This is a genomic window from Qipengyuania sp. MTN3-11 (assembly GCF_042851825.1).
In the GTDB taxonomy this organism is placed as follows: Bacteria; Pseudomonadota; Alphaproteobacteria; order Sphingomonadales; family Sphingomonadaceae; genus Qipengyuania.
This window is the reverse complement of record NZ_BTGM01000003.1, coordinates 168,309-184,108: the sequence shown is the minus strand read 5'-3', so window position 1 is coordinate 184,108 and position 15,800 is coordinate 168,309. Positions and strand designations below refer to the sequence as shown.

At 60.9% G+C, this 15,800-nt stretch carries 13 protein-coding genes and 1 tRNA gene; all 14 read left to right on the top strand.

The genetic code is table 11. From position 1 onward, the window contains the following. The first annotated feature begins 51 nt into the window (after positions 1-51). The 14 genes from ACGHN1_RS11775 to ACGHN1_RS11710 all read left to right on the top strand — a co-directional run bounded on the left by ACGHN1_RS11775 (position 52) and on the right by ACGHN1_RS11710 (position 15,785). The gene (locus ACGHN1_RS11775; RefSeq protein WP_390551048.1) at positions 52-288 is read left to right on the top strand and encodes an acyl carrier protein; all 237 of its coding nucleotides are present in this window, start codon (positions 52-54) and stop codon (positions 286-288) included. 78 nt (positions 289-366) lie between these two features. Beyond that, complete coding sequence (gene fabF / locus ACGHN1_RS11770; RefSeq protein WP_390551047.1) at positions 367-1,626, top strand: beta-ketoacyl-ACP synthase II; 1,260 nt, start codon at positions 367-369, stop codon at positions 1,624-1,626. Between the two features lies 1 nt (position 1,627). After that, a complete protein-coding gene (mltG, locus tag ACGHN1_RS11765; protein ID WP_390551046.1) occupies positions 1,628-2,599 on the top strand; it encodes an endolytic transglycosylase MltG in 972 nt (323 codons plus the stop codon). 18 nt (positions 2,600-2,617) lie between these two features. Next, positions 2,618-3,136: a 2'-5' RNA ligase family protein gene (locus tag ACGHN1_RS11760; protein ID WP_390551045.1), complete on the top strand. Its 519-nt coding sequence runs from the start codon at positions 2,618-2,620 to the stop codon at positions 3,134-3,136. A 23-nt stretch (positions 3,137-3,159) separates the two neighbouring features. Further along, positions 3,160-3,876 (top strand): Crp/Fnr family transcriptional regulator, encoded by a 717-nt coding sequence (locus ACGHN1_RS11755; protein ID WP_390551044.1) that lies wholly within the window; start codon positions 3,160-3,162, stop codon positions 3,874-3,876. An 84-nt stretch (positions 3,877-3,960) separates the two neighbouring features. Continuing rightward, positions 3,961-4,037, top strand: a tRNA-Met gene (locus tag ACGHN1_RS11750). Positions 4,038-4,044: 7 nt separating this feature from the next. After that, positions 4,045-5,553, top strand: a complete 1,509-nt coding sequence (locus ACGHN1_RS11745; RefSeq protein WP_231736599.1) for an integrase arm-type DNA-binding domain-containing protein — start codon at positions 4,045-4,047, stop codon at positions 5,551-5,553. A 504-nt stretch (positions 5,554-6,057) separates the two neighbouring features. Then, the gene (locus ACGHN1_RS11740) at positions 6,058-8,601 is read left to right on the top strand and encodes a TonB-dependent receptor (protein WP_136176541.1); all 2,544 of its coding nucleotides are present in this window, start codon (positions 6,058-6,060) and stop codon (positions 8,599-8,601) included. An 86-nt stretch (positions 8,602-8,687) separates the two neighbouring features. Continuing rightward, the gene (locus ACGHN1_RS11735) at positions 8,688-8,831 is read left to right on the top strand and encodes a hypothetical protein (RefSeq protein WP_168196078.1); all 144 of its coding nucleotides are present in this window, start codon (positions 8,688-8,690) and stop codon (positions 8,829-8,831) included. Between the two features lies 1 nt (position 8,832). Beyond that, positions 8,833-10,257, top strand: a complete 1,425-nt coding sequence (locus ACGHN1_RS11730; protein WP_157228455.1) for an aldehyde dehydrogenase family protein — start codon at positions 8,833-8,835, stop codon at positions 10,255-10,257. A gap of 76 nt (positions 10,258-10,333) precedes the next feature. Next, complete coding sequence (locus ACGHN1_RS11725) at positions 10,334-11,968, top strand: GMC family oxidoreductase (RefSeq protein ID WP_390551043.1); 1,635 nt, start codon at positions 10,334-10,336, stop codon at positions 11,966-11,968. Positions 11,969-12,097: 129 nt separating this feature from the next. After that, positions 12,098-13,642 (top strand): class I adenylate-forming enzyme family protein, encoded by a 1,545-nt coding sequence (locus tag ACGHN1_RS11720; RefSeq protein WP_026108915.1) that lies wholly within the window; start codon positions 12,098-12,100, stop codon positions 13,640-13,642. 66 nt (positions 13,643-13,708) lie between these two features. Then, positions 13,709-14,503 (top strand): enoyl-CoA hydratase/isomerase family protein, encoded by a 795-nt coding sequence (locus ACGHN1_RS11715; protein ID WP_011415062.1) that lies wholly within the window; start codon positions 13,709-13,711, stop codon positions 14,501-14,503. A gap of 43 nt (positions 14,504-14,546) precedes the next feature. After that, positions 14,547-15,785 carry a thiolase family protein gene (locus ACGHN1_RS11710; protein WP_011415063.1) on the top strand — a complete coding sequence of 413 codons (1,239 nt, stop codon included), beginning with the start codon at positions 14,547-14,549 and terminating at the stop codon, positions 15,783-15,785. The last annotated feature ends 15 nt before the right edge of the window (positions 15,786-15,800 follow it).

The window sequence follows — 15,800 nt, the reverse complement described above, 5'->3', positions numbered from 1 at the left end:
CATTAGGGCGAAATGCAATTCAGCAAACCCTGCAGGAAAGAGGGCCCACCTATGAGCGATACTGCCGACCGCGTGCAGAAGATTGTCGTCGAGCATCTCGGCGTCGAGGCCGACAAGGTCACCCAGGATGCCAGCTTCATCGACGATCTGGGGGCGGACAGCCTCGACATCGTCGAACTGGTGATGGCCTTCGAGGAAGAATTCGGCGTGGAAATCCCCGACGATGCGGCGGAAAACATCTCCACCGTGGGCGATGCCACCAAGTACATCGAAGAGCACAAGGGCTGATCCACCCCAAGTGCCCTTTCGGGCTCCGGCAGGCTCGGCCCGGAAGGGTGCGAGCCTGTCTTGCGTTTGGAGACTGATATGCGTCGTGTGGTCGTCACCGGTCTTGGCCTCGTCACCCCCTTGGGCGGCGATGTCGAGACGACCTGGAAAAACCTGATCGCGGGCGAAAGCGGGGCCGGGCCGATCACCCGCTTCGACACCGAGGGGCAGAAATGCACCATCGCCTGCGAGGTCAAGCCTGCCGATCACGAATGGGGTTTCGATCCCAACAAGCGCGTCGATCACAAGGTGCAGCGCCAGGTCGATCCCTTCATCGTCTACGCGATCGATGCGGCCGGGCAAGCGCTGGAAGACGCCGGTCTCGAGGACATGGACGACGCCACCAAGGAGCGTGCCGGGGTCTCGATCGGGTCGGGCATCGGTGGACTGCCGGGTATCGAGAGCGAATCGCTGGTCCTGGCGGAGCGCGGACCGGGCCGGGTGTCCCCGCACTTCGTCCACGGGCGGCTGATCAATCTCACCAGCGGCCAGGTGTCGATCAAGTACGGTCTGATGGGGCCCAACCATTCGGTCGTCACCGCCTGTTCGACCGGGGCCCATTCGATCGGCGATGCGGCGCGGATGATCAAGGACGGCGATGCCGACATCATGTTGGCGGGCGGTGCGGAAAGCACGATCAACCCGCTCGGCGTCGCCGGCTTCGCGCAGGCCAAGGCGCTCAACATGAGCATGAACGACCGGCCCAAGGAAGCCAGCCGCCCCTACGACCGGAGCCGCGACGGCTTCGTGATGGGCGAAGGCGCGGGCGTGGTGGTTCTCGAGGAATACGAGCACGCCAAGGCCCGCGGCGCGAAGATCTATGCCGAGGTGGTCGGCTACGGTCTGTCGGGCGACGCCTACCACGTTACTGCCCCCCACCCGGAGGGCCGGGGCGCGGAACTGGCCATGCGGATGGCGTTGCGCAAGGCCGGGCTCGAGGCCTGCGATATCGACTACGTCAACGCCCACGGCACCTCGACCATGGCCGACACGATCGAACTGGGCGCGGTCAAGCGCGTGCTGGGCGACGATCTGTGCGGCGCCAGCATGAGCAGCACCAAATCCGCCATCGGACATCTGCTGGGTGGTGCAGGTGCTGTGGAAGCAATCTTCTGCATTCTCGCGATCCGCGACCAGATCGTGCCGCCGACGCTCAACCTCGAGGACCCGGACGAGGGCACCGAAGGTGTCGATCTGGTTCCGCTCGAGGCGAAGAAGCGCGAAGTCGAGGCTTGCCTCAACAACAGCTTCGGTTTCGGCGGGACCAACGCTTCGCTGATCGTCAAGAAGGTCGCCTGACATGAAACGCATCGGCTGCCTCGCCGCGGCCGCGCTTGCGCTCGTGCTGGCGCTGGGCGCGCTGTGGCTGGCCGCAGGCTGGTGGGGCTCGGCGCAAATCGAGGAAGAGACCGGCTTCATCGTCCCATCGGGCGCGACGCTCACCTCGGTGGCGGAGAAGCTCGAAGAGGAAGGGATTATCGCCGATTCCGACGACTTCTTGCTGCGCGCAAAAATCCTCGGTTCGGGCGACCCGGTCCAAGCCGGCGAGTTCGCTCTGGCGGCCAATGCCAGCCAGGCATCGATCCTCGATACCCTCCAGCACGGTCAGCCGGTCCGGCGGCTGATCACCATTCCCGAGGGTCTGCCGTCGATCTACGTCTACGAGCGGCTGATGGCCGAGCCGCTGCTGACGGGCGAAATCCCGGTGCCCGAGGAAGGGTCGGTGCTGCCCGACAGCTACGATTTCGAGCGCGGAGAAAGCCGGGCCGCGGTGCTCGCGCGCATGCAGGCGGCGATGCGCAATTTCCTCGCCGAGGCATGGCCTCAACGCAAGCCGGGGATCGCCGTCGACTCGGTCGAAGAGGCGCTGAGCCTTGCCGCCATCGTCGAGAAGGAAACCGGGGTGCCGGAGGAACGGCGCATGGTCGCGGGGCTCTACTCGAACCGCCTGAAGGACGGGATGCTGCTCCAGGCCGATCCGACGATCATCTACCCGATCACGAAGGGCAAGCCGCTCGGTCGGCGTATCCGCCAGTCGGAGATCGCTGCCGTCAACGATTACAACACCTACTCCATGGTCGGCCTGCCCAAGGGCCCGATCACCAATCCGGGACGCGAGAGCATCCGTGCGGTGCTCGACCCGGCGCCGACCGAAGCACGTTACATGGTTGCCGACGGCAGCGGAGGCCACGCTTTCGCGCGCACGCTCGAGGAGCACAACCGCAACGTCCAGAAATGGTTCGCCCTGCGCCGCGAGCGCGGAGAAATGTGAAGCGGATGTCGTTCGGCGATGGCTGACGGCGCTCTGATCGTCACGGCGCTTCTGCCCAAGGATCTCCACGCCTTCGCCACGCGTTTGCGTGATGCGCATTTCCCGCCCGAACGCAATTATCTCGAAGCGCACGTCACCCTATTCCACGCGTTGCCGCCGCAGTGCGAAGGGGAGGCGCGCAGCGTGCTGGCGAGGCTCTGCGCGGAACTTGCACCTGTGGAGGCACATCTGGAAGGGCTGATGAGTCTCGGCGGCGGAACGGCCCTCAAGCTGGCGAGCCCGGGGATGCTCGACCTGCGCGACCTGATCGCCGATCATTTCCACGGAATGCTGACCGGACAGGACCAGCATCGCCCGCGGCTGCACGTGACCATCCAGAACAAGGTCTCTGCGCGCGAGGCGAAGGCGCTCCAGGCCGAACTTGTTGGCGCCATCGAGCCGCGGCAGTTCCGGTTTCGCGGTCTGGGACTTTTCCGATATAGAGGGGGGCCCTGGGACCATCTCGGCGAGTGGTCGTTCCGGGGGCAGGGGCGATGATCAGGCTGTAGGGGACAGCGGTAATGCAGACAGAAACCAGCGAAATGTTGGCCGGCGGGGACATGCTCCTCTGGCTCGCGGGCATCCTCATGTTCGCCGGGGTCCTGATGACCTCGATCCGGGCATTGCGCGTCTTCCTGCTGGGCGGAGGCGTCGCCGCGCTTGCTTACCTCATGCAGAACGATGCGCCCGCGCTCGCATTCCTGCTCGCTCTGCTGTTCGTGCTCGCCAACGGGGTCCAGCTCGCATTGCTGATCCGTAGGGCGCGTCGCGGGGTAATGCTGACCGAAGAACAGGCGCTGTTCGATCACATTCTCCAGATCAGCGACCAGTCGCAGCAACGGCGGTTGCGCGATCTCCTGACCTGGCGCGACATCCGCCAAGGCGAGGTGCTGATGGAACAGGGGCAGCTCGACCCCCCCTTGATCTACATCGCCCGGGGCACGGCAGGCGTCGATGTCTCCGGACGCAAGGTCGGCGAATGCACCGTCGGCGATTTCCTCGGCGAGATGAGCGTGCTGTCGGGCGAGCGTGCGAGCGCCACGGTGGTCGCCGGCGAGCCGATGCGGATCGTCCAGTTCGACCGCGACGCGCTGGGTCAGTTCGCCCGCGAGGTCCCGGAGGTTGGCAGCGCTCTCTCGGGGGCGCTCAATCGCGGCCTGTCGGCCAAGATCGGCCGGATGAACGCCGCCGCCGGCACTGCGGACAATCTCCGCGCAGGAGCAGAAACCAGCAGTTGACCGCCTGCCGGACGCGCCCTAAATGCGCCGCCTGCTCACGCGGCCCCGCGCCCGTTCGAGCATGCCCGCAAAGGCCGACTTTGGGGCGGAGTAGCTCAGGTGGTTAGAGCAGCGGAATCATAATCCGCGTGTCGGGGGTTCGAGTCCCTCCTCCGCTACCAACCCGGATTGTCCACCAGTGACCCACTGAGGCCACTGGCAGACATTTTTCGAGGAAAATCAAATATTTTTCGCGTCCCGTTGCGTACGCCGGCGTCCCGGTGCGACCGGCTGCGGCCACCCACGGCGATTTGGATTGGGGGTATTTTGGGGGTATTTTTCGGCTGTCCCCAAAACAGGCGATACCCCCAGATGGCTTTGAAAGAACTTGAGGTCAAATACGCCACCAAGCGGCAGCGCCCCTACAAGCTGTCCGATGGAGAAGGCCTGCACCTGCTCGTCCAGCCGAACGGATCGAAGCTCTGGCGCCTGAAATACCGCTTCGACGGCAAGGAAAAACTGCTGAGCTTCGGCAAATATCCGACCGTCACGCTGGCGATCGCCCGCGAGAAGCGGACCGAAGCCAAGCGGCTGCTCGATCAGGGTGAGGACCCCGCCGAGGCCAGGAAGCGGGCGAAGAAGCAGAGGGCCGCGCTCAAGCTGTTCGAAGAGATTGCGCGGGCCTGGCACGCCAATCGTATTGAAGGGCTGGACTCGGCCCATGCCCTGCGCGTCATCAACCGGATGGAGCGCGACGTCTTTCCGGTCATCGGGAAGCGTCCGATCACGGAAATCGACCCGCCCGAGATTCTCGAGATGATCCGCGCGGTCGAAGCGCGCGGCGCCCTCGATATCGCCCGTCGCCTCAAGCAGAACGTCAGCCAGATCTATCGCTTCGCGATCGCGAGCGGCTGGGCGACCATCGATCCGACGCTCGGCCTCAACGATGCGCTCAAGCCCAAGCCGCCCGTCAGGCACATGGCGCGCGTGCCGCTCGCGGAGTTTCCGAAGCTGGTGCGAGCGATCTTCGCCTATGACGGCGAGGACACGCCGCGCCGCCGCGAGATCACCCGTGACGCGCTGCTGTTCACCTTGCTCACATGGGTCCGAACCAGCGAAACCCGCTTCGCGGCCAGGGACGAGTTCGAGGATCTCTATGGACCGAACCCGCTATGGCGTCTGTCGCCGGAGCGCATGAAGATGGAACGTGAGCATCTTGTTCCGCTGTCCCGCCAGGCCGCAATGATCGTTCAGCGCCGCTTGCAGGCGACGAACGATGCGTTCCTCTTTCCCGGAGCCAAGCCTGGAAAGTCTATTTCCGAGAACACCATGATCTATGCCTGTTATCGGATGGGGTATCTCCATCGGCAGACGGTACATGGGTTTAGGGGGCTCGGCTCGACCTGGGCGAACGAAGCCGAACGCTACAAGCCGGATTGGATCGAGATGGCGCTCGCTCACGAGGACGAGGATGAGGTGCGCGGCGCTTACAACAGTGCGCTCTATCTCACACCGCGAAGGCGGATGCTCCAAGACTGGGCCGACGTGATCGACGCGGCAACCGCAGTGTCGAATGTCGAGAAGAATCCTATCGAGTTCTCACAATTCATGCGCTGTTCCGCTCCCATCCAGCACCTGCCACCAAGCGACCAGAGACAGCCGTATTGGCAACGCCCCCTTCGGGCGGCTTCGCGATGAGCCTCAAAAGTCAGAACCGCCGATTTAGAGGCGCGGTTTTCTGCCATAGTTGTTAGAAATATCAGCTACTTAGATGCATCCGCGAATAGTAGAATGAACTCCAAGAAACCGTATCTCACTACATCTCATCATAGCTGATTCCCCTTGCAACTCGACAAGGGAAACCGCCGGGACCGCCAATTACGCCGATACATCGTCTGGAAGGGCTCGATTGGGGCGAGCAGAACGCGCGCATCCGTCCCGATGGACGCGCTCAGCGTGACTAATTCAATGAAATATATGGGGTTATTTGCGTCGCCACGAAGCGTCAGCGGTGCAGGCTCATCAGTCCTTAATCAATGAGTGGGAGGAATAGTTCGCCAACAAATTGAATTGGACGATGAGCCCCAAGGCGCGGCAAATGGCGCCACATCAAAAAATGCCGTGGGGAGGACAGTCATGGTCACAGCCTTTAGGACAAATTTGCTTTGTGCCACCGCGCTATCGATCGCGTGTGCGCTTGCAGTGCCGGCACATGCCCAGGACGCTGCATCGCAGGGCGAAAAGCCCGAGGCGCAGGAAGGTGGCCTTGAGACAATCGTCGTCACGGCGCAGAAGCGCGAACAGAATTTGCAGGATGTTCCAGCCGCCGTTTCCGCCATAGGCGGCGAGACGCTGCGCACGCGCGGCATCACGGAGACCTCAGACTTGATGGGCGCGATCCCCAGCCTGCAAGTCACCACTCCCTATGGTCGCACCCAACCGAATTTCTCGCTGCGCGGGATTTCAGTGGCGAACGAATTTTCCGCCTCCACTGCGTCGCCGGTTGGCGTCTATGTCGATGAAGTCTATCAGAGCTTCCGGGCGAGCCATGGCCTGCAACTCTATGACATCGACCGGGTCGAGGTACTGCGCGGACCGCAAGGAACACTCTACGGTCGCAACACCACGGGTGGCGCGATCAGCTTCTTCACGCGCAAGCCGGATCTGGGAGAGGCCAATGGCTATCTGACCGCCGGCTATGCCAATTACGACACTTTCACGGTGCAGGGCGCCGCTGAAGCGACGCTGGTTCCCGACATCTTGGGCGTCCGCGTCGCCGGTACTTTTGCAAAAGGGGATGGTTGGCAGCGCAATGTACTGCCTGGGAATGAGCGCGACCTAGGGACCACCGATACGATCGGCGGTCGCATCTCGATCCGCTTCCGGCCCGATCCCGATCTCGACATCAATTTGAAGCTCTATGCCGCGAAGGACGATCCATGGGGCACCGCGCCCTATGCAGGTGGTCAACTCGCGGGCGGGCAGGATGCGCTCGGCTATTCGCGTTACGATCCGCAACCTTTCCTAGGCGGGCGGTTGCTGCGTGACAATGAGGTCGCAGTTGATCGGGTAGGTAAGAACATCAGCAAGTCGAAAGGGATAGCCCTCAACATCAAATGGGATGTCAGCGACCAATTCTCCGTCACCTCGATTACCGGCTACGACACCGGCGACTATATCAACAATCCTGATGATTGCGATGGCGGCCCAGCCGATCTCTGCTCGATCGGCTACACGTCGACGAGCAAGAATTTCAACCAGGACCTGCGTTTCAGCTATTCGAACGACCGCCTCGATATCATTGCCGGCCTTTATTATGGCAGGGACAAGGTCAAGACGGTCAACTACCCGGACTTTTTCGGGGCGCTGAGGCCGCTGCTGCTTGGCGCCGGTCTTCCGGGCAGCTACAATAACGCCGCAATCGGAACGCCCGACGCGATCCGCTATATCCCAGCCTTTGCCGCCAATCCGGCGTTGGGGCCTGGCGATGCCGGATTCTGCGACGCGATCGAGATCAATCCCAACGGCTTCCTTGATGCACGCTCGCTGATTGCACTCCAGACCGACATCGCGATCAATAATACGGGCAATGGCGGCATGGGGGGTAGCTTTTCGGCGGGCTGCGCCGGGGCAGGCGCGCCTCCGTTCACCCCGATCCTCGGCGAACAGCGTTTTGACGTGTCGCGCCCCTCGAAGGCGATCTACGGCGACGTAACCTGGAAAGCGACCGAGCGGCTGACCGTGGCGGTGGGTGCACGCTACACCCAGGATAAGGTCAATTACCTTAACGGCAGCACTTTCCTCTATGCGCTCGACGGTACGACGCCGGTTGTCAACCTGATCCCCTACAGCAATCCATACAACCCCAATCTCGCGCCGCTTGAGCAGCGCGAAAAGGCAAACAGGCTAACCGGCCGTATCAATGTCAGCTATGAGTTCGCCGATGATATCATGGGCTATCTCCAGTACAGTCGCGGTTACCGCAGCGGCAGCTTCAACGGGCTTGCCTATCAGGGCGTCAATCAAGTCTATTATATCCAGCCTGAAAAGGTGAATGCATATGAGGCGGGGCTCAAAACCCGGCTGTTCGATCGCCGCGTCCAACTTAACCTCGCGGGCTTCTACTACGAGTATTCGAATCACCAAGTAACGCAGGTGGTCGGCGCTACAACCTTCACGCGCAGCGCCAATGGTCGCCTGTTCGGTGGCGAGGCCGAACTCGCCTGGCAGGTGGCCGATACGTTGCGTTTCGATGCTTCGCTGGGCTATCTCAACAGCAAGTACAAAGGCAATGTGATCGATCCGGCAAACCCGGCCAGCCCGACATTGAACGTCAACGGCAATCCCTTCCCGAACGCGCCGGAGGTTACGTTCCAGGCCGGATTCGACTGGGATATGATCGATGACGGCACCAACAAGCTGACCTTGCGCGGTGATGCGTCCTACATGGGCAAGTACTATTTTGATCCGTTCAAGAATTATGGGCAGACACCGTGCGATACACCCCCAGCGGGATCGAACATAACGCTCGCGGGTAAGGCGATTACATGCGCAAATCCGGGCTACTGGCTCGCCAATGCGCGATTAACCTATGCGCACGACAATATGTCGGTTAGCTTGTGGGCGAAGAATCTGTTCGACAAATATTACTACACCTACGGCCTCAACTTGAACGTGTTCGGCTACGATTATCTGAACCGCGGCATGCCGCGCACTTATGGCGTCGAAGCGACAGTCAAGTTCTGATCGCTGCTGCGACGGGGGCGGCGGGCATCCTCTCCCGCCCGCTGCCCCCGATTTTTTCGACCTGACTTTCAGACCGAGGAGCATCCATGATGCGTTCCACCGGCAACGGTCCCTCATTCATCGGCACGGCGTACAGAATCGAGCGCGCTGTGATCACTGAGATCGGCGCAGCTGAAAGCACCGCCCAGGCGAGCAGCGCCGAGCGGCCAGCGCGCCTCCGGACGATTTAACGTGGATGCGTCTCGGAACAGAACTGAGCTGGAACGAATTTTCGCGACCCAACGCGAAGGGACGCGTGAGCAGGTTTCGCGCAGCTACGAAGAACGCATGGACCTGCTCGGGCGCCTTGGCCGGATATTTGAGCAGCACAGAGACGAATTGGTCGATGCCGTTGCCGCCGATTTCGGCATTCGATCCCGCTACGAGACTATCCTGCTCGACCTGATGCTTGGCATATCGGAAATTAAATTTGCGCGCCGCAATCTGAAGACGTGGCTGAGGCCGCGGCGGGTGAAGACTGACATCTTCGGCCTTCCCGGTTCATCGCGCCTGGTCCCCCAGCCCCTAGGTGTGGTGGGCGTTCTCGGCACGTGGAACTATCCGCTCGGCACCATATTCGTTGGCGCGGCCGGTGCATTGGCGGCCGGCAACCGCGTGATCGCAAAGCCGAGCGAAGTTTCCGCCAACGCCGCCGAAGCCAGCGAGCGGCTTGTGCGCCGGTATTTCGCCGAAGAGGAATTCGCGATTGTCCAGGGCGGGCCCGACATGGCACAGGCGATGACGGCCCTACCTTTCGACCATATTCTCTTCACCGGTTCACCCGCGGTTGGCCGCAAAGTCTATGAAGCGGCGGCTGCCAACCTTACACCTGTTACTCTGGAACTTGGCGGCAAATGCCCTGCCATCGTGGGCAAGGGTGCATCGCTTGCACAAGTCTGTGAAAGCTTAGTGTTCGGCAAGCTGCTCAACGCCGGCCAGACCTGCATCGCCGCTGACTATGCCTTCGTCCATGTCGATCAGATGGAAAGCTTCGTCGCCGCACTCCGCGCTCAGGTTGCCAAATGCTACCCCAACGCGGCAAGCAACCCCGATTTCACCAGTATCATCAATGACCGACAGTTCGCGCGGCTCCAAGGTTTGCTCGATGATGCCGAAGCCAAGGGCGCGACGGTGCTCAACCTCTCGGACAACGGCGATGGAACGCTTCCTGAACGGCATCGGATCGTGCCGTTGGCGGTTCTCGACGTTACCGATGACATGGCGATGATGCAGGAGGAGATTTTCGGACCGATCCTGCCGATCATGCCATATCGCTCCGAAGACGAGCTCATTCGCTACGTAAACCGGCATGAGCGCCCGCTGGCGCTCTATTATTTTGGCGACGAAAGTGAGGAACGGCGCAAGATCATTTCCGAAACGCACGCTGGCGGCGTGACTCTCAACGGCACGGTCATGCACGTCTTCCAGCGCCGGCTGCCTTTCGGTGGCATCGGACAGAGCGGCATCGGTGCCTATACCGGCGTCGCCAGTTTCGAGCGCTTCACTCATTACAAGCCGGTGTTCTCTCAGCCGAAACTCAGCCTGCTTGGTCAACTTCTGCCACCCTATTCGAGCAAGACCGAAGGACTACTCAACATCTTCGAAAAGATCCTCTGACGTGGCTGCGGCGGTTGATGCTGGCATGTTGCATGACGCCGGGTCGCCAGCATGGGTCGAATGACAAGGGAAGCAAATGGCTGACTATGTAATTATTGGAGGTGGGTCGTCGGGCGGCGTTATCGCCAGCCGGTTGTCCGAGGACCCCGATGTCACCGTTTGCCTGCTCGAGGCAGGCGGCCCAGGCACCTCGCCGCTTGTGTCCACGCCCGGCGCTTTTGCGGCGCTGATCCAAGACTATCGGATCAATACGCTCAACTGGCGGTTCAACACCGACCCTTCAAAGGCGCTCAACGACCGCCGCCTCTACAATCCGCGCGGGAAGATGCTGGGTGGATCGAGCGGTATGAACGGGATGGTCTATATCCGCGGCGACCGGTCGGATTTCGACCACTGGGCCGAACTCGGCAACGACGGCTGGGGTTACAACGATGTCCTGTCCTATTTCCGCAAGGCTGAGAATAATGAGCGCGGTGAGGATGAGTTTCACGGCTCGTCGGGACCGCTTCACGTATCCAACGGCAAGCGCGAATTCGATGTCTATGATGCTTTCATCGAGGCGGCGACTGGACTGGACCATCAAGCCAATCCGGACTTCAATGGTGCCAGCCAGGAAGGTGTCGGCATCTATCAGTTTACCGTGAAGGACGGGAAGCGCGCCAGCGTGAAGGCGTGTTACCTTGATCCGGTGATGGGCAGGCGCGGCAACCTCCGCGTCGAAGTACATGCCCGCGTCCATCGTATCAGGTTTGAGGGCAACCGCGCGGTGGCAGTCGAGTATTCCCAGGACGGGCAGTTGAAGACGATCCCGTGCGAAAAGGAAGTCATTGTCAGCGGCGGCGCCTATAATTCGCCCCAACTGTTGATGCTTTCCGGTATCGGACCGCGTGATGAGTTGGAGAAGCATGGAATCGAAGTGATTCATGATATTCCCGGTGTCGGCCAGAATCTTCACGACCATCCTGACCTGATGCTGAGCTACCAGTCGAAGAAGCGGCTCGGGATCGCACTCAATGTCGTTGGCGCGCTCAAGACCGTGCGAGACCTATTCCAGTATCTCACGCAAAGGAAAAGCTGGCTGGCATCGCCGCCCACGGCTGCAGGCGGTTTCTTGCGATCCGCGCCGGGGCAGAACCGGGCGGACTGCCAGGTCCATGTCGTGCCGCTCGCCTATCGCGACCATGCGCGCGACTACAAGCTGATGACGAAATGGGGCTATACGATCATTCTCAATATTGGGCGCCCAAAGAGCCGCGGCTGGGTTGCCTTACATGACTCAAACCCCGAATCCGATCCCAAGATGGACCTCAATCTCTTGAGTCATCCCGACGACCTCAAGACGTTGCGCAATGCCTTCCGTGTCGTGCAGGAGATCCTGCATTCGGATCGCATGAAGGCGATGATGAAACGGCCTCTCTATCCTGACCGCTACCTTGAAACTGATGAAGAGATCGACGCCTATATCCGGGCAGAAGCCAATCATGCTTATCATCCGGTGGGAACATGCAAGATGGGCACCGACGAGATGGCGGTGGTCGACAACCGCCTGCGCGTTCACGGCCTCGCAAATATCCGCGTGGCCGATGCCTCGATCATGCCATCAGTCGTCAACGGCAACACCAATGCAACCTGCATCATGATCGGCGAGAAAGCCGCCGACATGATCCGGCACGATAATATGAGCAGCAAGAATAGCATCGCAGAATATTGAATTGGACGATTGGATCAATGCTGCAGACACAGATGCTTACGAAAAGAAGTCCGGAGAGGCCTATCGCATGTCAGTTTATTATGTGTCGACTGCGCCATTGTGGGCGAGCGCCTTAGAGGAGCGCGGCTGATGGACGTCCGTACGCAAATACGTCGCGCCGCACGTTATTTCGCCCAGCAAGAGGCTCTCGTTCACGGCCACAGGCGGTTGACTTTCTCGGAAGCCTGGTTGCGCGGCGTGAAGCTCGCAAATGCTCTTGCGGAGTGCGGCCTTCAACCGGGTGACCGGATTGCTACGCTGGAGAAGAACTCCATCGAGGCCGCCGACATCATACTGGCGGCTGCCATTGGAAACTATACGCGTGTTCCTCTCTATGCGCGCAACCGATGTGAAGCGCACGCCCATATGATCGCGAGTACCGGATCTCGGTTGGCGCTGGTCGATGAGGCATTGGCTTCGGAGTTGGCGGGGCTGGATGCCCAAGCTCCGACGCTTGAGCGGATCATTATCCGCGATCACAACTATGAGAATTGGTTGGCGACAGCCTCGGACCGGGATCCTGATCCCGTCGTCGCGCCGGAGGACTATTGTGTCATCCGCCACACCGGCGGCACGACGGGCAAACCCAAGGGCGTTGCCTATCGGCACCGTTCATGGATGACGATCTCCGCCGCATTTTTCAGCATCGGCCCCCAAGTGGCCCCAGGGGATGCCATTCTGCATGTCGGCCCGTTGTCCCATGCATCGGGCTTCCTGTTCGTGCCGGCCTGGTATTGCGGCGCCCGCAACGTGATGATGGACGGCTTCGATCCAGCGTCCTTTCTTGACACTCTCGAGCAGGAACGGATCAGCCATGCCTTTGTAGCCCCCACCATGCTCAATGCCATAGTGCATCACGACGGGGCATATGGCCGCCACTTTCCGAATTTGAAGTTTCTGCTGAGTGCTTCAGCGCCGATCTCCGAGCCGACGCTTCGCAAGTCGTGCCAGATATTCGGGAATCATGTTCTTCATTCGGGCTATGGACAGACCGAAATCCTGCCCATCGCGTCTATGGGGCCCAACGAGTGGTTCGGCGAATTTGAAGGTTCTGCCCCAATTCGGGCGGTCGGACGTCCCATGAGTGGCGCCGATATCGAAATCCGTAACGAGGACGGAAAGGTGCTGGGACCAAACGAGCCCGGCGAGATCGTCGCACGGTTCGAAAATGGCCAGATGGAGGAATTCTGGAACGATCCGGAGGAAACCGCCCGGCGCATGGAAGATGGCTGGGTCAAAACCGGCGATGTCGGCATGATCGACACAAACGGATTTTTGTATCTGCTCGATCGCAACAACGACATGATCGTGTCAGGCGGCTTCAATATCTATCCCACCGAAATCGAAAACGTAATTGCCGACCATCCCGGTGTACTCGAGGTCGCGGTCTTTGGCGTGCCCCATGAAAAATGGGGTGAAACGCCGCTTGCAATGGTGCGTGTCAAGCCCGGAGCACAAATCACGGAGACCGAGATAATAGATTTGGTGCGCCAGCGTCTGGGCTCCGCAAAAAAGCCAAGCAAGGTCGTTTTTACCGCCGAGCCACTGCCGTTGAGCAATGTCGGAAAGGTGCTTCGTTCAAAGCTTCGAGAGCCCTATTGGGCGGGCCAGGACCGGCGCATTTCGGGGGCATGACCGACGCAGCCATCCTAGCCACATCCTCTATTCCGGTGACCGCCTGCCGGCGCGCGGGAGACTGCAATGGACTATGAATACATCCTGGTTGAGCAACGCGGCCCAGCGCTTTGGGTGACCCTCAACCGGCCGGCAGCGTTGAACAGTCTGTCGTTGGCTTTGGCCGAGGAACTCGCCGCAGCGATCGAGGCAGCGGAAGCAGATGCGACGGTGCGCGCTTGCATTCTTACCGGCGCCGGACGGGCGTTTTGCGCTGGCGCGGATCTGCTCGCAATTGGCGATGGAACAGGCGGACAAACTCTCGCCGAACGCTTAAATCTGTTTCTGCCGCCGCTCGGTCAGGCTTTTAACAGGATCGAGACGTCGCGCCTTCCGATAATTGCGGCGGTCAACGGCCTTACGCTCGCCGGCGGCTTGGAACTGGTGTTGTGCTGTGATCTCGTCATTGCCGCGCACCCGGCCAGATTTGGCGACGCCCATGCAAATTACGGCCTGTTGCCCGGCGGTGGAGGGTCGGTTCGACTCCCTAGGAAGATCGGCGAAGCGCGTGCGAAACATCTGATGATGACCGGCGGGACCATCTCGGCTGCCGAGATGAAGGAAGCCGGACTCGTGACCCAACTGGTTGCTCCCGAGGATCTCATTGCGGCAGCGCAAGCGCTGGTAGAATCTCTTGCAGAAAAGAGCCGGCCAGGGCTCGCCTACATGAAGCAGCTAGTCCGCGCTGCGCAGGATAGCTCGCTCGAAGTCGGGCTGCGTCAGGAACTCGAAACCATGGCTGCTTACGCCTTGTCCAACGACATTGTCGAAGGACTGGCGGCATTCCGGGAGAAGCGGAAGCCCGATTTTTCCGACCGGTGAGACCTGATCGGATGCGGAACACATTGGAAGAATGGATCAACGAATGACCGACATATTCGTCATGGGGGTTGGGATGACCCCGTTCGGAAAACAGTTCGACAAGAGCCTGAAAATGCTCTGCGCCGAAGCTTCGTCGCAGGCCTTTTCCGACGCAGGATGCACCGCCGGCGATGTCGAAGCCATCTTCTTCGGCAATTGCGTCCAGGGGCATATGGAGGGCCAGGACATGATCCGCGGCGAAATCGTGGCGCGAGCGATGGGCATCTCAAGCGTTCCCGTGGTGAATGTCGAAAACGCATGTGCGACGGCTTCCACGGCCTTGCACATGGCCGCCGCCTATGTTCGATCGGGGGCAGCGGATGTCGTACTCGCGCTCGGCGCGGAGAAGATGTACTCGCCCGACAAGGCGCTCATGTTCAGTGCATTCGATGGCGCTTGGGACGTGCATGAAACCGAGTCGGGCCGCGCGCAGCTGCTGGCCATGGGCAATGGCGTCGATGTTCCGGAAGGAACGACATCGAGTCAGCCTTACAGCGTTTTCATGGATGTATACGCCGCGATGGCACGCGCGCACATGAAGACCTACGGCTCGACGCAAGCGCAAATCGCGGCCGTCTCGGCGAAAAATCACATGCATTCGACGCGCAATCTGCTTGCCCAGTATCGCCTCCCATATACCGTCGAAAGTGTACTCGCTGCGCCTCCGATCGTTTACCCGTTCACACTGCCGATGTGCTCCCCGATCAGCGACGGCGCCGCCGCTGCGATCATCTGCAGCGAAGCCGGTCGGCGCAAACTGTCGGCAGCCCCGGACAGGGCGCTAAGAATCCTGGCGTCTGTGCTGCAAACCGGCGCCGCGCGCGATCCCTTTGATTATGACCACCATGTCAGCCGCCTTGCGGCGAACCGGGCCTATGCGATGGCCGGCGTGGGGCCAGAAGATATTGGCGTCGCGGAGGTGCATGACGCCACGGCGGTTGGCGAGATCATTGAAATCGAGGCGCTCGGCCTGACGCCGCCTGGCGAGGGCGGACTCGCGGCAGAGCGCGGTGAGACGGCGCTGGGTGGGCGTATTCCGGTAAACACGTCGGGCGGGCTTGAATGCAAGGGACATCCGATCGGCGCCACCGGGCTCGGCCAAATCTACGAGCTTGCGCTGCAATTGCGCGGCGAGGCGGAAGATCGACAGGTTCCGAATGCCCGGTTCGCGATCGCGCAGAACGGCGGAGGTGTCATCGGGGTGGAAGAGGCGGTGGTCGCCGTCACGATCCTGGGCCGGTAGTTGTCAGAGCGCGCC